Annotated in this window: 19 protein-coding genes; 9 read left to right on the top strand and 10 right to left on the bottom strand. The window is 68.3% G+C overall.

All coding sequences use genetic code 11. The annotated features are described in order from the left end of the window. Nucleotides 1-47: 47 nt before the first annotated feature. Entirely contained in the window at nt 48-1,457 is a 1,410-nt protein-coding gene (locus tag VNR91_RS06825) for a cell wall hydrolase (RefSeq protein ID WP_325490021.1), read from the top strand. 96 nt (nt 1,458-1,553) lie between these two features. Here VNR91_RS06825 and VNR91_RS06820 read toward each other — a convergent pair whose 3' ends face one another. The 6 genes from VNR91_RS06820 to VNR91_RS06795 form a co-directional block, all read right to left on the bottom strand. Further along, on the bottom strand, nt 1,554-3,353 hold the full coding sequence (locus VNR91_RS06820) for an acyl-CoA dehydrogenase C-terminal domain-containing protein (RefSeq protein ID WP_325490020.1): 1,800 nt from the start codon (nt 3,351-3,353) through the stop codon (nt 1,554-1,556). Between the two features lie 9 nt (nt 3,354-3,362). Continuing rightward, complete coding sequence (locus VNR91_RS06815; protein WP_325490019.1) at nt 3,363-3,767, bottom strand: MerR family DNA-binding transcriptional regulator; 405 nt, start codon at nt 3,765-3,767, stop codon at nt 3,363-3,365. 31 nt (nt 3,768-3,798) lie between these two features. Further along, the gene (locus VNR91_RS06810; RefSeq protein WP_325490018.1) at nt 3,799-4,308 is read right to left on the bottom strand and encodes a hypothetical protein; all 510 of its coding nucleotides are present in this window, start codon (nt 4,306-4,308) and stop codon (nt 3,799-3,801) included. A 4-nt stretch (nt 4,309-4,312) separates the two neighbouring features. Beyond that, on the bottom strand, nt 4,313-4,675 hold the full coding sequence (hisI, locus tag VNR91_RS06805) for a phosphoribosyl-AMP cyclohydrolase (RefSeq protein WP_325490017.1): 363 nt from the start codon (nt 4,673-4,675) through the stop codon (nt 4,313-4,315). A 40-nt stretch (nt 4,676-4,715) separates the two neighbouring features. Continuing rightward, the gene (locus VNR91_RS06800) at nt 4,716-5,231 is read right to left on the bottom strand and encodes a hypothetical protein (protein ID WP_325490016.1); all 516 of its coding nucleotides are present in this window, start codon (nt 5,229-5,231) and stop codon (nt 4,716-4,718) included. Nucleotides 5,232-5,337: 106 nt separating this feature from the next. Continuing rightward, nucleotides 5,338-5,589 (bottom strand): DUF7218 family protein, encoded by a 252-nt coding sequence (locus VNR91_RS06795; protein WP_414712386.1) that lies wholly within the window; start codon nt 5,587-5,589, stop codon nt 5,338-5,340. 128 nt (nt 5,590-5,717) lie between these two features. On the opposite strand from VNR91_RS06795, the gene purF reads away from it, so the two are divergent. Both purF and VNR91_RS06785 read left to right on the top strand, forming a co-directional pair. After that, nucleotides 5,718-7,175 (top strand): amidophosphoribosyltransferase, encoded by a 1,458-nt coding sequence (gene purF / locus VNR91_RS06790; protein WP_325490014.1) that lies wholly within the window; start codon nt 5,718-5,720, stop codon nt 7,173-7,175. A 44-nt stretch (nt 7,176-7,219) separates the two neighbouring features. After that, a complete protein-coding gene (locus VNR91_RS06785) occupies nt 7,220-7,930 on the top strand; it encodes an SDR family NAD(P)-dependent oxidoreductase (RefSeq protein WP_325490013.1) in 711 nt (236 codons plus the stop codon). A 22-nt stretch (nt 7,931-7,952) separates the two neighbouring features. Here VNR91_RS06785 and VNR91_RS06780 read toward each other — a convergent pair whose 3' ends face one another. From VNR91_RS06780 to VNR91_RS06765, 4 genes are read right to left on the bottom strand one after another with little or no spacing between them, the layout of a single operon-like run. Beyond that, nucleotides 7,953-9,131 (bottom strand): serine hydrolase domain-containing protein, encoded by a 1,179-nt coding sequence (locus VNR91_RS06780; RefSeq protein ID WP_325490012.1) that lies wholly within the window; start codon nt 9,129-9,131, stop codon nt 7,953-7,955. Further along, the gene (locus tag VNR91_RS06775; RefSeq protein ID WP_325490011.1) at nt 9,128-10,393 is read right to left on the bottom strand and encodes a cyclopropane-fatty-acyl-phospholipid synthase family protein; all 1,266 of its coding nucleotides are present in this window, start codon (nt 10,391-10,393) and stop codon (nt 9,128-9,130) included. The genes VNR91_RS06780 and VNR91_RS06775 overlap by 4 nt, the downstream gene beginning before the upstream one ends. A 45-nt stretch (nt 10,394-10,438) precedes the next feature. Beyond that, nucleotides 10,439-11,467: a 2-oxoacid:ferredoxin oxidoreductase subunit beta gene (locus VNR91_RS06770; protein WP_325490010.1), complete on the bottom strand. Its 1,029-nt coding sequence runs from the start codon at nt 11,465-11,467 to the stop codon at nt 10,439-10,441. A gap of 32 nt (nt 11,468-11,499) precedes the next feature. Further along, complete coding sequence (locus VNR91_RS06765) at nt 11,500-13,368, bottom strand: 2-oxoacid:acceptor oxidoreductase subunit alpha (protein WP_325490009.1); 1,869 nt, start codon at nt 13,366-13,368, stop codon at nt 11,500-11,502. Between the two features lie 187 nt (nt 13,369-13,555). Here VNR91_RS06765 and VNR91_RS06760 point away from each other — a divergent pair, with 187 nt between their 5' ends. The 6 genes from VNR91_RS06760 to VNR91_RS06735 all read left to right on the top strand — a co-directional run. Beyond that, the gene (locus VNR91_RS06760; protein WP_325490008.1) at nt 13,556-14,530 is read left to right on the top strand and encodes an alpha/beta hydrolase; all 975 of its coding nucleotides are present in this window, start codon (nt 13,556-13,558) and stop codon (nt 14,528-14,530) included. Further along, a complete protein-coding gene (locus tag VNR91_RS06755) occupies nt 14,527-15,030 on the top strand; it encodes an RNA pyrophosphohydrolase (protein WP_325490007.1) in 504 nt (167 codons plus the stop codon). Before VNR91_RS06760 ends, VNR91_RS06755 begins: the two co-directional genes overlap by 4 nt. Before the next feature lie 52 nt (nt 15,031-15,082). Continuing rightward, nucleotides 15,083-16,021, top strand: coding sequence for a DUF481 domain-containing protein (locus VNR91_RS06750; protein ID WP_325490006.1), 939 nt, complete (start codon nt 15,083-15,085; stop codon nt 16,019-16,021). Then, nucleotides 16,018-17,223 carry a hydrolase gene (locus VNR91_RS06745; protein ID WP_325490005.1) on the top strand — a complete coding sequence of 402 codons (1,206 nt, stop codon included), beginning with the start codon at nt 16,018-16,020 and terminating at the stop codon, nt 17,221-17,223. Before VNR91_RS06750 ends, VNR91_RS06745 begins: the two co-directional genes overlap by 4 nt. Further along, nucleotides 17,220-18,221, top strand: coding sequence for an arginine N-succinyltransferase (locus tag VNR91_RS06740; protein WP_325490004.1), 1,002 nt, complete (start codon nt 17,220-17,222; stop codon nt 18,219-18,221). The genes VNR91_RS06745 and VNR91_RS06740 overlap by 4 nt, the downstream gene beginning before the upstream one ends. After that, a partial coding sequence (locus tag VNR91_RS06735; protein ID WP_325490003.1) for an N-succinylarginine dihydrolase occupies nt 18,218-19,099 on the top strand: 882 nt, incomplete at its 3' end. The genes VNR91_RS06740 and VNR91_RS06735, both read left to right, overlap by 4 nt.

The following is a 19,099-nucleotide window of genomic DNA, read 5'->3' as shown; positions in this document are numbered from 1 at the left end:
GCCCGCCCTGATCCGTTCCCCTAAAGGCGCGCCCAGATCCCCACCGCATGACCGTGACCCCGTCCCTTCCCCAGCCGCGCTGGCTGATCGTCGTATCCGCGCTGATCGCAGTGCTGGCGATCGCGGTGCCCGCCTGGCTGGTCGCCCATGCGCCGCCGGTCACCCCGGTCGTCAGCCGCGTGGTGCGCCCGCACCGGATCGTCCCAAAGGCGGAATTGCCGCCGGTCGAGCCGATCACGTTTCAGAACCTGGCGCCCACCGACGCGCGCGAATTCAATGCCACCGTTCCGTTCTCGACCGCACCCAACCCGGCGGCACGGCCGTTCCGGCTCTACGGATCGGCTGAGGATCAGGCGCGCGCGGTCGACTGCCTCGCCGCCGGGGTGATCTATGAGGCGGGCGACGACGCCACCGGCGAAAAGGCGGTGGCGCAGGTGATCCTGAACCGCGTGCGCCACCCTGCCTTTCCCAACAGCGTGTGCGGCGTGGTGTTCCAGGGGTCGGAGCGCAAGACCGGCTGCCAGTTTACCTTTACCTGCGACGGCGCGATGATGCGGCCGGTGCGCGCCGCGGCGTGGGATCGCGCGCGTGCCATCGCGCTGGCCGCGCTGAATGGAGAGGTCGACAAGCGCGTCGGCCACGCGACCCATTATCATACCGACTGGGTGGTGCCTTACTGGAGTGCCAGCCTCGACAAGATCACCGAGATCCACACCCATCTGTTCTTTCGCTGGACGGGCTGGTGGGGCACGCCGCCGGCCTTCGCCAGCCGCTATCTCGGCGCGGAGCCGAACATTCCGCAGCTCGCCCGGCTTTCCCCCGCGCATCACAGCGGAGACGCGGCCGGGACAGCGCTGCTGGCCGGCGACGGGGCGCCCCTGCTGCCTGGCGCGGTGGCGATCCCGAAGGGACTGGAACAGGACGAGAATGCCTTTCTCGTCACGCTCGACCCCGCTCTCGGCCCGGAAATGTTTCCGGCGCTGGCGGCGAAGGCGTGCGGCGACCGGCCCTATTGCAAGTTCATGGCGTGGACCAGCAAGGGGACCACCCCCACCGCGCTGCCGGTCAGCCCGGTGCAGCAGCGCGCGATGTCGTTCAGCTATCTGCGCGACCGCGCGTTCGGTTTCGAAAAGGCGCTGTGGAACTGCGCCGAGTTCAAGCGCGCGGAAACCGGCCAGTGCATGAAGTCGCAGGTCTCGATCAGCATGGCCCCGCCGCCGCCGGCGAGCTTCACCTATGACTCGACCCCGGGATCGGCGCTGCGCGCGATCGCCGGTGCCACCGCCGCAACGCCCGCGCCGCCGCCGGTGGTGCCGACCCGCGCGCCGCTCGGTCCCGATCCGCTCACCGGCCTGCGCCGCAAGACCGATGCGAAGGTGCCGATGGATGCGGTCGACAAGCCGGCCGCCGCGCCGACGCCGCCGATGACGACCAAGGCCGAACCCGCGCGCGAGTGATTAGACCCAGCTAGTGCTCCCGCGCAGGCGGAAGCCCATGTATCGGCGCTGCGTGATCGTAATCCTGGACTCCCGCTAACGCTGGGGTGCGAATGGTCATGCCGCCACGAACTGGTCCGGCTCCAGCGCCATCACGCTGTCCGCGCCGCCCTCGATCTTGCGGCGGAGGGCGCCGGCATCGGGCATGATCCGCTCGGCATAGAAGCGCGCGGTGACCAGCTTCGCCTCCAGAAACGCGTCGTCCGGCGTTGCCGCCAATCCGGCGGCGGCGGCGCGGATCATGCGCAGCCACATCAGCCCGACCGCGACTATCCCCGTCAGTTGCATGTAGCTGTACGCGCCCGCGCCGACCTGATTGGGGTCCTTCATGCCATTGGCCATGAACCACATCGTCGCCGCCTGCATCTCGCCCAGCGCCTTTTCCAGCCGGGCGGCGAAATCGGCTGCGGCTTCGTCAGCCTTCGCCGCCGCGCATTCCTCCGCCACCAGCTTGAAGAACGCCTGCACCGCGCGGCCGCCGTTCAGCGCCAGCTTGCGCCCGACCAGATCCATCGCCTGCACGCCGTTGGTGCCTTCGTAGATCATCGAGATGCGGGCATCGCGCACATATTGCTCCATCCCCCATTCGGCGATGTAGCCGTGGCCGCCATAGACCTGCTGGCTGTCGGTGGCGATGCGATAGCCGGCGTCGGTGCCGATGCCCTTGATGACCGGGGTGAGCAGACCGATCAGGTCGGCGGCGAGCTGGCGCTCCTCCTCGGTCGCGGCGGCGTCCTCCAGATCGACCTGGAGCGCGCCCCACAGGCACAGTGCGCGCAGCCCCTCGGTCCATGCCTTGGCCTCCATCAGCATCCGGCGGACGTCGGGGTGGACGAACAGCGGATCGGCCTTCTCCTGTGGCTCCTTGGCCCCGGTCAGCGCGCGGCCCTGGCGGCGGTCCCTGGCGTATTGCACCGCGTTCTGGAACGCGACCTCGCCCACTGCCAGCCCTTGCAGCCCGACGCCCAGCCGCGCGGCGTTCATCATGATGAACATCGCGGCGAGCCCCTTCATCTCCTCGCCCACCAGCCAGCCGGTGGCGCCGTCGTAATTCATCACGCAGGTCGAATTGGCGTGGATGCCCATCTTGTGCTCGATCGAGCCGCACGACACCGCGTTGCGCGTCCCCAGCGACCCGTCGTCGTTGACCAGGAACTTCGGCACCACGAACAGCGAGATGCCCTTCGAGCTGTCCGGCGCGCCCGGCGTCTTTGCGAGGACGAGGTGGATGATGTTGTCGGTCAGGTCGTGCTCGCCCGACGAGATGAAGATCTTGGTGCCGGTGATCGCGTAGCTGCCGCCGGGCTGCGGCTCGGCGCGGGTGCGGATCAGACCCAGGTCGGTGCCGCACTGCGGCTCGGTCAGGTTCATCGTGCCGCCCCATTCGCCCGACACCATCTTGGGCACGTAGCGCGCCTGCTGTTCGGGCGTGCCCTTGACCAGCAGCGCGGCGATCGCGCCGTGGGTCAGGCCGGGGTACATGGCGAACGCCATGTTGGAGGAGATCATGAACTCCTGGAACGCGGTGGAGATGACGTGCGGCATCCCCTGCCCGCCGAACTGCTCCGGCGCGGACAAGGTGCCCCAACCGCTCTCGACGAACTGGCGATAGGCGTCCTTGAAGCCCGCCGGGGTGGTGACGCTGCCGTCCGCGTGGCGCGTGCAGCCCTCCGCGTCACCGCTCTGGTTGAGCGGGAACAGCACTTCGGCGACGAACTTGCCGCCCTCGACCAGCACCGCCTCGACCACGTCGGGCGACGCCGCCGCGAAGCCGGGCAAATTGGCATAGCGATCGAGCCCGATCACCGAATCGAGGATGAACCGCGTGTCGCGGACCGGCGGCTGATACTGGGGCATGGTCTCTCCTCAAGGGTGCGCGAGCAGCGTCACGAACTCGTCGAGTTCGGCGATCGCGGCGTCGATATCGTGTTTCTGGCGGGTCAGCAGCGCGATGCGGTCGCGGCATCGCTCGAGCGTCACCTGGCGCTGGACCTCCCGGCCGTCGCCGATGTCGTACAGGTCGATCATCTCGCGGATCTCGGCCAGGCTGAAGCCGACTCGCTTGCCGCGCAGGATCCACGCCAGCCGCGCGCGGTCGCGGTGCGAATAGATGCGCTGCAAGCCGCGCCGTTCGGGCGCGATCAGCCCCTCATCCTCATAGAAGCGCAGCGCGCGGGCGGTGACGCCGAATTCGGCCGACAGGTCGGAGATCGAGAAGGCATCCTGATCGGTGCGCGGCTCGATTGGGGCCAGGGCTATCGCAAACGACATGCCGCGATAATGTCTTCCCTTTACGTGAACGTCAATGCGTCGCGCAGGGCAGGCGACCACGCGAATCACGCATCGCGGTGGCTTCCGATACCGATTCGCCCAGCCGCCGCACGTCGAGCGCGGCCAGCGACGCGCGCCGCTCGCACAGCGCTGCGCATCCGTCGGGCATCCGCGCGGGAAAGACGATGCGGTCGCCGTCATAGCGCGCCTCGAACCGGCACTTGCCGTCGGCCAGACTGATCCGTAGCACACCGCCCGATCGGCGCGCGGTGCCGGCGCCGTTGCAGGCGATGCCGTCGCCGTAATCGACAAAGGCACCGACGCGATAGCCGCCGCCGTCGGGCACGATGCACAGCCGGTCGGTGTCGCGCGCATACAGTCCGGTGGGATCGATCCTTGCCGGATCGCGCACCAGCCCGCGCGCGATCGCCGCGCTTTCCAGGTCGGCGACGCCCGCCGTGACGCTCGCGCCGTCGGGCTGCGGCGGGCAACTGGCCAGCAGGAACAGCGGCAACGGCGCGATCCAGCGGATCATGCGCATCCGGTCATTCCGCGCGGACGAGCCGCCCGTCCTCGATCCGCCGATAGAAGCAGGTGGCCGCGCCGGTGTGGCAGGCCGGCCCGGCGGGATCGACACGCAGCCAGATCGCGTCCTGATCGCAATCGACCCGCATCTCGATCACGCGCAGGATATGGCCCGACGTCTCGCCCTTCTTCCACAGTCGGGCGCGGCTGCGCGACCAGAAATGCGCCTCTCCGGTGGTAAGGGTCGCTTCCAGCGCCTCGGCGTTCATGTGCGCGACCATCAGCAGCGCCCCGGTGGCGGCGTCGGTGGCGACGGCGGTCACCAGACCGGCGGCGTCATATTTGGGGTCCAGGGTGGTGCCGGTCTCGCGCGCGTCGCTCATGCGGGCGATCTAGCCTGCTTTGCGACGCGCGCACAGCATCCTATCGCGCCGGCAAATAGGTGGCCGGGATCGGATAGGCCGCACTCTCGCCCTGCCAGGTGATCGACAGGATCTTCCACTGCCCGCCGGTGCGGACGAGCTGGATCGAGTTGATCCCGCGCGCGAACGGCGCCTCGCCGGCGGCGCGACGGCTCTCATAGGTCGAAAAGATGTGGGCGACATTGCCGTAGCGCTCGACCCGGCGCGCGATCTCCGACTCGAAGAATCCTTCCTTCAGGAAGCGCGGGCCGGCGCGGTCGGCATAGCCCTGCGGCGTCAGGATCGTCGGGCCGTTGTCACCGACCGGCACCAGCCGCCCCTCCGGCAGGAACAGGCCGTTGAACTTGTCCCAGTCGCGCGCGCCGGCCGGGCCGGAGATGACCGCGTAAAGATCGCGGATAGTGGCGTCGATCATCGCCTCGTCGCTGGCGGCGGTCGCTTGCGGTGGCTGTGCGGACACGCCCACGGCTGGAACCAGCGCGGCGGCGGCAGCGAACGCGGCAAAATATCGGACCATGGAGCTCCCCCTGAAAAACAGCCGCCCGGTCAGCGACTCGCCACAGCGTAGCCCGAGCGGCCGGGCGATCGGAAGCACGGTGGCGCGAACTGCCCGCGCCGACCGCTCAATGACCGCGAATCGCCTCGACCAGTTCGTCCTTGGTCATCTTCGATCGCCCCTCAATGCCGATCTCCTTCGCCTCGTCGTACAGGTCCGCCTTGCTGCGGTCGTCGAGATGGGTGGATCTGTGGTCGAGCGAGTGGCCGGCCTTCGCGTTGGCGATCCGCGCCGCCTTCTCCTTGGACGCGCCGTCGTCGCGGAGCTTTTCGTACAATTCCCCGTCCTTGATCTGGGGTCCGTGGTTCTTGCCGGGCATGTCCATATCTCCTTTCCCTCTCCGCCAAACGCACGGCGGCAGGCGGCGGTTCAGCAAATGATGACAAGTACGAGACAAAGCGGTTCCGGCTTCCTATATGGCGGCTGGACACAGCCGCGCGGGATTCGATGCTGAGCACCCACCCATTCGACGACGACCACCTCCGAGAGGAATGTGGCATTTTCGGTGTTTCCGGCGGAGACGGCGCAGCCGCGCTCGTCGCGCTGGGGCTCCACGCCCTCCAGCATCGCGGGCAGGAGGCCGCCGGCATCACCAGCTATGACGGCACTCACTTCCACACCCATCGCGCGATGGGCCATGTCGCCGGCAATTTCGACCGCGACGACGTCATCCGCGCGCTGCCGGGGTCGGTCGCCTGCGGCCACGTCCGCTATTCGACCACCGGCGAGACGTCGCTGCGCAACGTCCAGCCGCTCTACGCCGAATTGCAGAGCGGCGGGTTCGCGGTGGCGCACAACGGCAACATCTCCAACGCGATGCGCCTGCGCCGCGATCTGGTCCGCACCGGGTCGATCTTTCAGTCCACTTCCGACACCGAAGTCATCATCCACCTGGTCGCCACCTCCAGCTATCGCACGCTGATCGACCGGTTCATCGACGCGCTGAAGCAGCTTGAGGGCGCCTATTCGCTGATCTGCATGACGCCGGAGGGGATGATCGCGTGCCGCGATCCGCTCGGCATCCGCCCGCTGGTGATGGGCAAGCTGGGCGACACGATCATCTTCGCCTCGGAAACCGTCGCGCTCGACGTGGTCGGCGCCGAATTCGTGCGTGAGGTCGATCCGGGTGAGCTCGTGATCGTCAAGGGCGACGAAATGACCTCGCACCGCCCGTTCGCGCCGCTCGCCGCGCGACCGTGCGTGTTCGAGTATGTCTATTTCTCGCGCCCCGATTCGATCGCCGACGGCCAGTCGGTCTATTCGGTGCGCAAGGCGATCGGCGCGCAGCTGGCGATCGAATCGCCGGTCGACGCCGATCTGGTCATCCCGGTGCCCGATTCGGGCGTGCCCGCCGCGATCGGCTATGCCCAGCAATCGGGCCTGCCGTTCGAGCTGGGGATCATCCGGTCGCACTATGTCGGCCGCACCTTCATCCAGCCCGGCGACAAGGTCCGCCACCTGGGCGTCAAGCTGAAGCACAACGCCAACCGCGCGCTGATCGCGGGCAAACGCATCGTGCTGATCGACGATTCGATCGTGCGCGGCACCACCAGCCTGAAGATCGTGCAGATGATGCGCGAGGCGGGCGCGGCGGATGTGCATATGCGGATCGCCTCCCCGCCGACCCGGCACAGCTGTTTCTACGGGGTGGACACGCCCGAACGGTCCAAACTGCTCGCGGCGACGCACGACCTGGAGGAAATGCGGACCTATATCCACGCCGACAGCCTGGCGTTCATCAGCATCGACGGGCTGTACAAGGCGCTGGGCCAGCAAGGGCGGCCGCGCGTGCGCCCGGGCTATTGCGACGCCTGCTTCACCGGCGATTATCCCACCACGCTGACCGATCAGGATGAGAGCACCCCGATCGACCAGTTCGCGCTGCTCGAGGAACGAGTGGGCTGACCCCTGCCCGTTCCCGTCACCGCCTCTCCACCCGGAAACCCTGAATGACCCAACCCTTCCTCACCGGCCGGACGGCGCTCGTCACCGGCGCCAGCCGCGGCATCGGCGCCGCCACCGCCACCGCGCTCGCCCGTGCCGGCGCGCATGTCATCCTGACCGGCCGGACCGTCGGCGGGCTGGAGGAGATCGAGGAAGCGATCGACGCCGCCGGCGGGACCGCGACGATCGCCCCGCTCGACCTGACCGAGGGCGACGGCATCCCGCGGCTGGCTGCCGCGATCGTCGATCGCTGGCCCGCGCTCGACATATTGGTGCTCAACGCGGCGATGCTCGGCTCGCTCAGCCCGGTATCGGCGTTCGACCCCAAGGAATTGTCGAAGGTGATGACGCTGAACGTCAGCGCGCAGGCGGCACTGCTCGGTGCGTTTGATCCGCTGGTGAAGGCGTCGAAACGCGGACGCGTAATCGGCCTCACCTCCAGCGTCGGCCGCACGCCGCGCGCCTATTGGGGGATGTACGGCGCGTCCAAGGCGGCGTTCGAGAATCTGCTGCTCAGCTATGGCGAGGAGGTTCGCCACATCTCCGAAACCCGCGTCGCGATCGTCGATCCCGGCGCCACCCGCACCAGGATGCGCGCCCGCGCCTATCCGGGCGAGGATCCCGCCAGCGTCAAGCCGCCGGAAGCGGTGGCGGACCGGATCGTCGCGTTGCTCGACGACGATTTCGAGACCGGGGCGTTCATCCGGGTGGAGTAATCCGACCACAGCCGTGGCGGCGCTAACTCCCGCTCGCGGCGATCAGCTTCGCCTGAAACGCCGCGCGGGCCGCCGACAGATCGTTGCCCGTCGCGCGCGGCCACGCCGAGACCTGGACGATCACCAGCTTGCGCGCCGGGTCGATGGTGATCGACTGGCCGAAGATGCCCTGTGCGCCGAACCGCCCCTCGGGATAGGTCCACCACTGATAGCCATAGCCGTAGCCCGGCCGGCCGATCCCGACATGGGGTGCGGTGGCGTCGCTGAACCAGCCCGCCGGCACCGCCCGGTCGTCGCCTTTCAGCGCATAAAGCCCCATCCGGCCGTAATCGCGCAACGACACCGACAGGCAGCAGCCGCTCACCTCATGCCCGCTCTGGTCGACCATCCAGAACGCATCGCGTTCCATGCCAAAGGGCACCCACAGCTTCTCGCTGAGATAGGTGGCGAGCGGCTTGCCGACCGCCCGGGCCACCACCACGCCGATCAGATTGGTCTCGCCGGTCTTGTACACCCATTTGCTGCCCGGCGGATCGGCGCGCGGCAGCGTGCGCATATAGGCGACGGTGGGGTCGGCGCCCGCCGGCACCTCCATGGTGAACATCCGCGCCACGTCGGATTGGGGATCGGTATAATCCTCGTTCCAGCGTACGCCCGACGTCATCGTCAGCAATTGCCGCACCGTGACCCCGTCATAGCCGCTGCCGGCCAGTTCGGGCACATAGCTGGTGATCGGATCGTCGAGCGATCGGATCTTCCCGTCCTTCAGCGCCGCACCGACCAGCGTCGAGGTGAACGACTTGGCAACGGAGAAGCTGGTCCAGCGCCCCTCCGGCCCGAAGCCGCGCGCATAGCGTTCCAGTCGCACCTTGCCGTCCTGAAGCACCAGCAGCCCGGCGACGTTCTGTTCGGCCATGAAGGCATCGACCTCCCCCGCCGCGATCGGCAACGGCGTGCCGTCGGGGAGCGGATGGACCCGGCGCCCCGCCTTCACCACATGGCCGGGGAACAGCGTCTCCATCGCGGGGAAATTGGCGTCGCGCTGGGCCTGGTTCCAGAACAACACCTCCGCGCCGACCTGGCGCAGCCGCGCGGCATTGTCGGCGGACACCGCCGGACCGGCGGTTTCGACCTGCGTCGTGGGGCCCGTCGTGCATCCGGCCAGCGCCAGCAGCGCCGCCACCATCGTCGTGCGCGTCATATCCCCTCCCTGATCAGCGTGATCTGCGCGACGTCGATACCCCCGCCGCGAAACCCGCCCTCGCAATACATCAGATAGTAGCGCCACAGATCAAGGAAGCGATCGTCGAATTCGGCCGGCATCCGCCCTTCGGCAACGGCGTGGTCGAAACGCTCACGCCATTGCCTGAGCGTTTCGGCATAATCGGCGCCGAAACCGACGCGGTCCTGCCAGTTCAGGCCGACATCCCGCGCGATGTCGCGGAACTCGCGCTCGGACAGCAGCAATCCGCCGGGAAAGATATAGGTCTGGATGAAATCGACGTTGCGCGCGTAATTCTCGAAAATGGCGTCATCCATCGAGATGAGCTGAATCGCGGCGCGTCCGCCCGGTTTCAGCGCGCGGGCGATCGCCTCCAGATAGGCGCGCCAATATTCGCGGCCGACCGCCTCGACCATCTCGATGCTGGCGACCGCGTCGTAGGTGCCGGTGACGTCGCGGTAATCGGTCAGCGTGAAGCGCGCGTCCGCCAGCCCCGCCGCACGCAAACGCGCCTCGGCATAGTCGCGCTGCTCGGTCGACAGGGTGATGCCGTGGACCGCGACGCCATGCCGCGCGGCCAGTTCCGCGAACGATCCCCATCCGCAACCGATCTCGAGGATGCTGTCCCCCGCCCGCGTGGCGGTGCGGCGAAGGATCGCGTCGAGCTTGGCGGTCTGCGCCTGCTCCAGCGTCATGTCCGCTCCGGCGAACAGCGCGCTGGAATAGGTCATGCCGGGGTCGAGCCACGGAATGTAGAAATCATTCCCCAGGTCATAGTGATAGGCGATGTTGCGGAGCGATCCGGCGCGGTCGTTGCGGTGCAGCCGGTGCGCGACCCGCCGCGCCAGCCGGCTCCAGCCCGACGCCCGGCCCGCCTCGCCCAGCGTATGGCGGTTGAGCATGAACAGCGTGAACAGCGACACCGGATCGGGGCTGGACCACTCCCCGGCGGCCCAAGCCTCATACCATCCCGCCGACCCGCCGGTCGCCAGCCGCAGCAGCGCGTTCCACCGGACGATGGCGACGTCCGCCATCGGCCCGTCGGCGCGACCGCCCAGCACACGGCGGCGGCCATCGGGCAGGCTCACCGTGATCGATCCGCGCGTCAGCCCGGCGTCGATCCGATCGAGCGATTTGTGGAACAACCCGGCAAAGGGCGCGAGCCAGCCGCCACCGGGGCGCGCCGCCGTCCGGTGTGACCGGCCGGGCCGTCGGCCCCTGTTCCGCACCGGCGCATCCATCGCCGCCTTCAATGCACGTCGCCGCCGCGCAAGCAAGCCGTCGACTCAGATGACGTGCGGTTCCTTCTCGACCATCCAGGTCTGACCCTGCGACAACAGCTTTTGCAGATTGGGCGTCTTGCCCTCCGCGATCTGGCGGTTCTGCGCCACCACCGCGCTCTCGAACGTCGGGGCCGGATCGTCGTAGATCACGCCCAGCGCCATCGGGAACGCGCCGAACGGCATCTCGACCAGCAGGTGGGCGATCATGCGGTTGGCCTGATCGTGGACCAGCACCTCCGACGTGTCGCCATCGACCACGTCCACCACCTTCAGCGCCAGCCGGTCGCGATCGAGCGCGATGCCCTTGGCCCCGCCGGCGAACAGCATCGGCTTGCCATGCTCGACCCACAGCTGGTTGCCCGCGGCGTTCGGCTTGGCGGTGAACGGCTCGAACACGTCGTCGTTGTAGACGATGCAGTTCTGGAAGATCTCGACGAAGCTCGCGCCCTTGTGGGCGTGCGCCGCCTTGAGCACGCTCGGCAGGCTCTTGTGGACGTCGATCCCGCGCGCGATGAACCGCGCGCCCGATCCCAGCGCGAAGGCGCACGGGCTGGCCGGGCGATCGACCGACCCGAACGGCGTCGACGGGCTGCGCGTGCCGACGCGGCTGGTCGGCGAATATTGCCCCTTGGTCAGGCCATAGATCTCGTTGTTGAACAGCAGCAGCTGGCAATCGAGGTTGCGGCGCAACAGGTGCATGGTGTGGTTGCCGCCGATCGACAGCGCATCGCCGTCGCCGGTGATGATCCACACGTCGAGGTCCGGATTTGCCAGCTTCACCCCGGTCGCCACGGCGCAGGCGCGGCCGTGGATGGTGTGGAAGCCGTAGGTCTCCATGTAATAGGGGAAGCGCGACGAACAGCCGATGCCGCTGACGAACACCGTGTTTTCGGGCTTCACGCCCAGATCGGGCATAGTGCGCTGCACCGCCTTCAGGATCGCATAGTCGCCGCAGCCGGGGCACCAGCGCACCTCCTGATCGGTCTCCCAGTCCTTGGGAGACGATTTGGCGACGGGGGTCATGTCGTTCATAGCATTTCCTTTGTCGGCACGACGCAACCGCGTCAGCCGAGCGCGCTTTCGATGGCCGCTTCGATCTCGGCGATGCGGAACGGCTGGCCGGACACCTTGTTGAGCGGCTGCGCGTCGACCAGATACTGGTCGCGCAGCACCGTCTTGAGCTGCCCGGTGTTCATTTCGGGAACCAGGATCTTTTCGTAACCCTTGAGAAGATCGCCCAAATTCCGCGGCATCGGCCAGATGTGGCGGATGTGGACATGGGCGACGTCCAGCCCCTTGCGGCGCGCGCGGCGCACCGCCTGGTGGATCGGGCCAAAGGTCGATCCCCAGCCGACCACCACCAGCTTGCCGCTGGCCTCGCCCAGTTCGACCTGCTGGTCGGGCACCGCCACCCCGGCGATCTTGTCGCGACGCAGCTCGGTCATTTCCTGGTGGTTGGCGGGCGAATAGTCGATGTTGCCGGTGCCGGCTTTCTTCTCGATCCCGCCGATGCGGTGGAGCAGCCCCGGCGTGCCCGGCTTGACCCAGGGCCGCGCCAGCTTCTCGTCCCGCGCATAGGGGAGGAACCCGCCGTCCGGCACGTCCGCCAGGAACTTCACCGGAAACGGCGTGAAACTGTCGACGTCCGGGACTTTCCACGGCTCGGCGGCGTTGGCGATATAGCCGTCGGTCAGCAGCATCACCGGGGTCATGTACTGCGTCGCGATGCGAACCGCCTCGATCGCGCATTCGAAGCAGTCGGCGGCGGATCGCGCCGCCACCACCGGCATCGGCGCGTCGCCGTTGCGGCCGTAGACCGCCTGATAGAGGTCCGACTGTTCGGTCTTGGTCGGCAGCCCGGTGGAAGGCCCGCCGCGCTGTGAGTTGACGATCACCAGCGGCAGCTCGGTCATGATCGCAAGGCCGATCGCCTCCCCCTTCAGCGCGATGCCGGGGCCGGACGAGGAGGTGACGCCAAGCTGCCCCGCATAGGACGCCCCCAGCGCTGAGGCGATCGCGGCGATCTCGTCCTCCGCCTGGAAGGTCGTGACGCCATATTCCTTCAGCCGGCTGAGGTGGTGAAGGATCGCCGACGCCGGGGTGATCGGATAGCCGCCGAAGAACATCGGCAGGTCGGCAAGCTGGGTGCCCGCGACCAGCCCGAGCGAGATCGCCTCGGCGCCGGTGACGGTGCGGTACAGGCCCGGCTCGGCCGGGGCGGCCGGCACGTGGAGCTGCCCGACCTGCCCGCCCAGTTCGGCGGTTTCGCCATAAGCATGGCCGGCGTTCAACGCGGCGATATTGGCCTCAGCGAGCTCGGGCGCCTTGGCGAACTTGGCCTTGAGCCAGTCGACGATCGGTTCGCGGTCGCGGTCGAACATCCACAGCGCCAGCCCGAGCGTCCACATGTTCTTGCAGCGGAGCGCTTCCTTGTTGCCCAGCCCGAACGGCTTCACCGCGTCGAGGGTCAACTGCGAGATGTTGAGCCGCAGCAGCTGCCACTTGGCGAGACCGTCGCCGTCGAGGGGATTGCTGTCGTACCTCGCCTTGGCGAGGTTGCGGTCGTTGAACTCGCCCTCGTCGGCGATGATGAGGCCGCCAGGCTTCAGGTCGCCGACATTGGTCTGCAATGCCGCCGGGTTCATCGCCACCAGCACGTCGGGCTGGTCGCCCGCCGTCTCGATCGACGCCGATCCGAAATTGATCTGGAACGCCGACACGCCGAACAGCGTGCCCTGCGGCGCGCGAATCTCCGCCGGAAAATCGGGGAAGGTGGCAAGATCGTTGCCGGCCAGCGCGGTGGACAGGGTGAACTGCCCGCCGGTCAGCTGCATCCCGTCGCCGCTGTCTCCGGCAAATCGAACGACGATCGCCTCGGGCGGCGGGTTTGCCGACGCCTCTTCGGGCGTCAGCAGATGGGCGGCTGTGGCCATGTAATCCTGTGTCCTGCGGTATCCGTTTCGCGCGCCTTCTATGTCCCGGTGCGCTGCCGATCCAAGGTAGAATGATGGACAGCGCTTGCAACCGGTTCTTTTCCGATCCCGCCGCCGGGGCATGGACGACCGCGATCAGGCGGCATAATCAAGTCTGCAAATGCAACGGACGACGGAGAAGCCTGCCATGACCGCGCCCTATACCCGCCCCGATGTCGCGATGCTTCTCGCCTATCTGAACAGCGCGCCGGGGCCGAAGATGCATGAGGTGGGGGCACCGGCGGCACGCGAGATGTACGAACAGATGAAAGAACTCGTCGATCTGCCGGTCGGTGAGCTGGCGGTCGTCCAGGACTTGGCCATCCCCGGTCCCGCCGGCACGATCCCGGCGCGACTGTTCGACGCGCGCGCCACGCGCGAACCGGGGCCGGCGGTGGTCTATTTCCACGGCGGGGGCCACACCATCGGCAACATCGCGACTCACGCCGGCTTCTGCGCGGAGATCGCCCGCGTGCTCGACCTGCCGGTCGTCTCGGTCGACTATCGCCTGGCCCCCGAACACGCCTTTCCGGCCGCGCCCGACGATGCCGAGGCGGCGGCGCGCTGGGTCGCGGGCAGCCCCGCCGAACTGGGCCGCACCGTCACCGGGCTGGTGCTGAGCGGCGACAGCGCCGGGGGCAACCTCGCCATCGTCGCCGCGCTCGATCTGCGCGACCGGCCGGCGGCGGTGCCGGTGATCGCGCAGCTGCCGATCTATCCGGCGACCGACTATAGCCGCGACTACCCGTCCTACGCCGCGTTGTGCGAGGGCCATCTGCTGACCCGCGCGTCGATGGACTGGTTCACCGCCAGCTATGCGCCGGACGTCGCCAGCCTGCGCGTGTCGCCGCTCAACGCCGATCTGGCCGGCCTGCCGCCGGCGGTGGTGATGACCGCCAGCCTCGACCCGATCCGCGATCAGGGCCGCGCTTATGCCGCCAAGCTGGCCGAAGCGGGCGTGCCGGTGGTGTTCCGGGAAGCGGTGGGCAATATCCACGGCTTCGTCACGCTGCGAAAGGCGATCCCTTCGGCGCAGGGCGACGTCGCCGGCTTCCTGACCGCGGCCAAGGCGGTGATCGCCGAGGCCGAGGCGCAGCGCGTGATGGCGCAGGCGGCGGCATGATCGATCGCGAGACCCTGCCCTACCGCCCGTGCGCGGGAGTGATGCTGCTCAACCGCGACGGGCAGGTGTTCGTCGGCCAGCGGCTCGATTCGACGCTGGAGGCATGGCAGATGCCGCAGGGCGGGATCGATCCGGGCGAGGCGGCGCTGGCCGCCGCGATCCGTGAGATCGGCGAGGAAACCGGGATCGCCCCCCATCACCTCGACCTGATCGCCGAAGCGCCCGACGAGCTGTGGTACGACCTGCCCGATGACCTGATCGGCAAGATCTGGAAGGGCAAGTGGCGCGGCCAGCGGCAACGCTGGTTCCTGTTCGCCTTCACCGGCACCGACGACGACGTCGACATCGCCACAGAACACCCCGAATTCCGCGCATGGAAATGGGCCGACCCGGCCGATCTGCCGGCGATGATCGTCCCGTTCAAGAAGGCGCTGTACGAATCGGTGATCGCCGCGTTCGCCGATCCGGTCGCCCGCCGGACGCGACCCGGGCACGGCTGATCGTGCCTGGGGGGGTGACGCGAATCGGTTCCAACGGTTATGGCCGTGCGCGATGCGAAGCGTGCTCCTCCCCCTCGCGGCGCTGCTGATACTCGGCAACGCGCCCGATTCCCCGGTCCCGGCGGCTCCGTCGGCACCGGGGCCTGTCGATTCCAACGATCTGCCCCCCGCCATCCGCGCCATGCTGCAAGCGGCGATGGAATCGGGCAACGAGGGCGAGGTCGCCACCGTCGAGAAATATGCGCGCGGCGCCTCACCGGAAAACGCGCGGGAGATTTCGGAGATCACCGCGCGCTGGCGTGGCGAGCGGCGTCAGGCGGCGACCGAGAAGCTGCGCACATCCGATTTCCTGGCGCTGATCAAGGGGCGCGCCGAACTGGGCGGCTTCCTCACCACCGGCAACACCGACAATATCGGGGTGACCGCCGCGGTGAACGTGACTCGTGACGGCTATCGCTGGCGGCAGAAGGCCGCGCTGCTCGCCGAATATCAGCAGAGTTCCGGCGTCACCAGCCGCGAGCATTACCGGGCATCGTTCGAGCCCAACTACAAGATCGACGACCGCGCCTACATCTATGGCGCGACGCTGTTCGAGAGCGACCGCTATCTCGGATATTTCGAGCGGTATTCGGCCTCGGTCGGTGCCGGTTACAGCGTGATCAAGTCGAGCCCGATGAGCCTCGACCTCGAGATCGGCCCGGCCTATCGCTATACGCGCTTCACAGACCACAATATCGAGAGCAACATCGCCGCGCGCGGATCCGCGCAGTTCGGCTGGACGGTGGCGCCGGGGGTGCGGCTGACCCAGGACGCCGCCGCTTATGTCCAGAGCGCGAACAGCACGCTGACCGGGCGTACCGCGCTCAGCGCCAAATTGTTCGGGCCGGTCGCCGCGCAATTTTCCTACGACGTATCGTACGAAAGCAAGCCGCCGGCGGGGCGAGTCAACGCCGACACCACCAGCCGCGCCTCGCTGGTCTACAGTTTTTGAGCGGCATCAACGCCATCGAGCGTGACGCGATCGCCCATCTGGGCGAGTCGCCGATGCTCGAACGCACGCTCGACTGGGCGGGCGTGAACAGCGGCACCGCCAATCTGGCCGGGCTGGCGACGATGGCGGATCGGCTGGCGGAGGCGTTCGGTGTGTTGCCGGGCGGGTGCCGGCTGGTCGAGCCCGATCCGGTCGAGCGAGTCACCGTCGACGGGCGGGTCGAACCGATCGGCCATGGCCGCCACCTCCACCTGACCGTGCGCCCGCACGCGCCGGTCCAGATGCTGTTCACCGGCCACATGGACACCGTCTATCCGGCCGATCATCCGTTCCAGCAGATCCGCACGCTGGACGACGGCCGGATCAACGGCCCCGGCATCGCCGACATGAAGGGCGGGCTGGCGCTGCTGCTCGCCGCGCTGGAGGCGGTCGAGGCGGTCGGCGTGCCGCGGCTGGGCTATGAGGTGGTGATCAACTCGGACGAGGAGACCGGCAGCTTCTCTTCCGCCGCGCTGGTCGCGCGTGCGGCCGAGGGCAAGGTTGCCGCGCTGACCTATGAACCGGCGCTGCCCGACGGCACGCTGGCGGGCGCGCGTGGTGGCACCGGCAATTTCTCGATCGTGGTGCGCGGGCGCAGCGCCCATGCCGGGCGCAACCCCGACGACGGGCGCAATGCGATCGTCGCCGCGTCGGACCTGGCGCTGCGGCTGTCGCGCGCCAAGGCGGCGGAATTGGCGGTCAATCCGGCGCGGATCGACGGCGGCGGGCCGAACAATGTCGTGCCCGAACTGGCGATCCTGCGGGTCAATTTCCGCCCCGCGGGCGCCGAACAGATCGCTCGGGCGCAGGCCGCGCTCGACGCGGCGGCGGCGGCGGTCGCCCGTGAGCACGACGTGCTGGTCGAGGTCCACGGCAGCTTCAACCGCCCGCCCAAGCCGCTGGATCCCGGCGCCGAGCGGCTGTTCGGGCTGGTCCGCACCGTCGGCGCCGACCTGGGCCTCGACATCGCGTGGAAGGCCACCGGCGGAGTGTGCGACGGCAACAACATCGCCGCGTGCGGCGTGCCGGTGGTCGACACCATGGGCGTACGCGGCGGCGCGATCCATTCCAGCGACGAATTTCTTTTCCCCGACAGCCTGATCGAACGCGCCGCGCTGTCGGCGTTGACCATCCTGCGGATCGCAAACAAGGGCAGCCTATGACATTCCGCATCCGCGCCGCGCGCGACGAGGACATCGAACACCTCTACGAGATGGCGAAGCTGACCGGCGGCGGCTTCACCAACCTGCCCCCGGATCGCGGCGCGTTGACCGCCAAGCTGGAGCGCAGCCACACCGCCTTTGCGCGCACCGACGACACGCCGACCGATGAATTGTTCGTGCTGGTGCTGGAGAATGTCGCGACCGGCGAGGTGCGCGGCACCTGCCAGATCTTCACCCAGGTCGGCCAGCGGTGGCCGTTCTACAGCTATCGAATCGGCACGCTGACCAAGCATAGCGAGGAACTCGGCCGCACCTTTCGATCCGAACTGCTCAACCTGGTCAACGATCTGGAAGGGTCGAGCGAGGTCGGCGGGCTGTTCCTCCATCCCGGCGAGCGCGCCGGCGGGCTCGGGTTGCTGCTCGCGCGCAGCCGCTATCTGTTCATCCGCGCCCACCGCGCGCGCTTTGCCGATCGACTGCTCGCCGAGTTGCGCGGAATCATCGACGAAGCGGGGGGATCGCCGTTCTGGGACGGGGTCGCCGGGCGCTTCTTCGGGATGAATTTCCAGGACGCCGATTCGTTCAACGCGGTCCATGGCAACCAGTTCATCGCCGACCTGATGCCGCGCCACCCGATCTATATTGCGATGCTGCCCGAAAGCGCGCGCGCGGTGATCGGCCTGCCCCACCCATCGGGCCGGGCGGCGATGCGGATGCTGGAAAATGAAGGGTTTGCGTTTGAAAGCTACGTCGATATCTTCGATGGCGGGCCGACGATGACGGTCCGCACCGATCAGGTCCGCACGATCCGCGACGCCGTCGACATGACCGTGAGCGACGTCGCGGCGGGTGGAAGCGCGTCGCTGCTCGCCACCGGCCGCCTCGCCGACTTCCGCGCATGCATGGGGCATGTCGGCGACGGCACGATCGATCCCGCCAGTGCGGAGGCACTGGGCGTCGCCGCGGGCGCCACGGTCAGCCACGTCGCGCGGATATGACGCTCGTTGAGATCAATTTCGACGGGATCGTCGGTCCCAGCCACAATTACGCCGGGTTGAGCCCCGGCAACCTCGCCGCGACCCGCAATGCCGGCGCCACCGCGCATCCGCGCGCGGCCGCGTTGCAGGGCATCGCCAAGATGCGCGCCAACATTGCGCTGGGGCTGTCGCAGGGCATCCTGCTGCCGCCGCCCCGCCCCGATCATCGCTGGCTGGAAAGCCTGGCCACCGACTATGCCGGCGCGCCGAACCATTTGCGGGCGCAGGCGCTGTCCGCATCGGCGATGTGGGCGGCCAACGCCGCCACCGTCTCCCCCGCGCCGGACAGTGGCGACGGACGCTGTCACCTGAGCGTCGCCAATCTGATGACGATGCCGCACCGCAGCCACGAATGGCCCGACACGCTGGCGCAGTTGCGGGTGGCGTTCGCCAACCCGGCGTTCGTCGTCCACCCCCCGGTGCCCGCGCCGTTCGGCGATGAGGGCGCCGCCAATCACATGCGTCTGACCCGCTTGCACGGCGAACCGGGGGTAGAGGTGTTCGTCTACGGCGTGTCGGGCGGCCCCTTTCCCGCGCGGCAGCACCGCGAGGCGAGCGAAGCGGTGGCGCGGCGGCATGGCGTCGACGCGCTGTTCGTCCAGCAATCGGACGAGGCGATCGCCGCCGGCGCCTTCCACAACGACGTCGTCGCGGTCGCCAACGAACAGGTGCTGTTCGCCCACGAACGCGCCTTTGCCGACAAGGACGGTTTCTACGCCGCGCTCCGCGCCCGACTGCCCACGGTCGAGATCGTCGAAGTGCCGGAGGCCAGCGTCGGGCTGGCGGACGCCATCGCCTCCTATCTGTTCAACGCGCAGCTGGTGACGTTGCCGGCTGGC

This window comes from Sphingomonas sp. (assembly GCF_035555815.1).
In the GTDB taxonomy this organism is placed as follows: Bacteria; Pseudomonadota; Alphaproteobacteria; order Sphingomonadales; family Sphingomonadaceae; genus Sphingomonas.
This window is presented reverse-complemented; position numbering and strand designations above follow the sequence as displayed.

Coding starts and splice junctions, on each gene's coding strand:
- VNR91_RS06810 (WP_325490018.1), bottom strand. CDS start 4,308: ATGCGCATGATCCGCTGGATCGCGCCGTTGCCGCTGTTCCTGCTGGCC.
- VNR91_RS06765 (WP_325490009.1), bottom strand. CDS start 13,368: ATGGCCACAGCCGCCCATCTGCTGACGCCCGAAGAGGCGTCGGCAAAC.
- purF (WP_325490014.1), top strand. CDS start 5,718: ATGCTGAGCACCCACCCATTCGACGACGACCACCTCCGAGAGGAATGT.
- VNR91_RS06775 (WP_325490011.1), bottom strand. CDS start 10,393: ATGGATGCGCCGGTGCGGAACAGGGGCCGACGGCCCGGCCGGTCACAC.
- VNR91_RS06780 (WP_325490012.1), bottom strand. CDS start 9,131: ATGACGCGCACGACGATGGTGGCGGCGCTGCTGGCGCTGGCCGGATGC.
- VNR91_RS06785 (WP_325490013.1), top strand. CDS start 7,220: ATGACCCAACCCTTCCTCACCGGCCGGACGGCGCTCGTCACCGGCGCC.
- VNR91_RS06770 (WP_325490010.1), bottom strand. CDS start 11,467: ATGAACGACATGACCCCCGTCGCCAAATCGTCTCCCAAGGACTGGGAG.
- VNR91_RS06760 (WP_325490008.1), top strand. CDS start 13,556: ATGACCGCGCCCTATACCCGCCCCGATGTCGCGATGCTTCTCGCCTAT.
- VNR91_RS06750 (WP_325490006.1), top strand. CDS start 15,083: ATGCGAAGCGTGCTCCTCCCCCTCGCGGCGCTGCTGATACTCGGCAAC.
- hisI (WP_325490017.1), bottom strand. CDS start 4,675: ATGAGCGACGCGCGCGAGACCGGCACCACCCTGGACCCCAAATATGAC.
- VNR91_RS06800 (WP_325490016.1), bottom strand. CDS start 5,231: ATGGTCCGATATTTTGCCGCGTTCGCTGCCGCCGCCGCGCTGGTTCCA.
- VNR91_RS06815 (WP_325490019.1), bottom strand. CDS start 3,767: ATGTCGTTTGCGATAGCCCTGGCCCCAATCGAGCCGCGCACCGATCAG.
- VNR91_RS06825 (WP_325490021.1), top strand. CDS start 48: ATGACCGTGACCCCGTCCCTTCCCCAGCCGCGCTGGCTGATCGTCGTA.
- VNR91_RS06755 (WP_325490007.1), top strand. CDS start 14,527: ATGATCGATCGCGAGACCCTGCCCTACCGCCCGTGCGCGGGAGTGATG.
- VNR91_RS06740 (WP_325490004.1), top strand. CDS start 17,220: ATGACATTCCGCATCCGCGCCGCGCGCGACGAGGACATCGAACACCTC.
- VNR91_RS06795 (WP_414712386.1), bottom strand. CDS start 5,589: ATGCCCGGCAAGAACCACGGACCCCAGATCAAGGACGGGGAATTGTAC.
- VNR91_RS06820 (WP_325490020.1), bottom strand. CDS start 3,353: ATGCCCCAGTATCAGCCGCCGGTCCGCGACACGCGGTTCATCCTCGAT.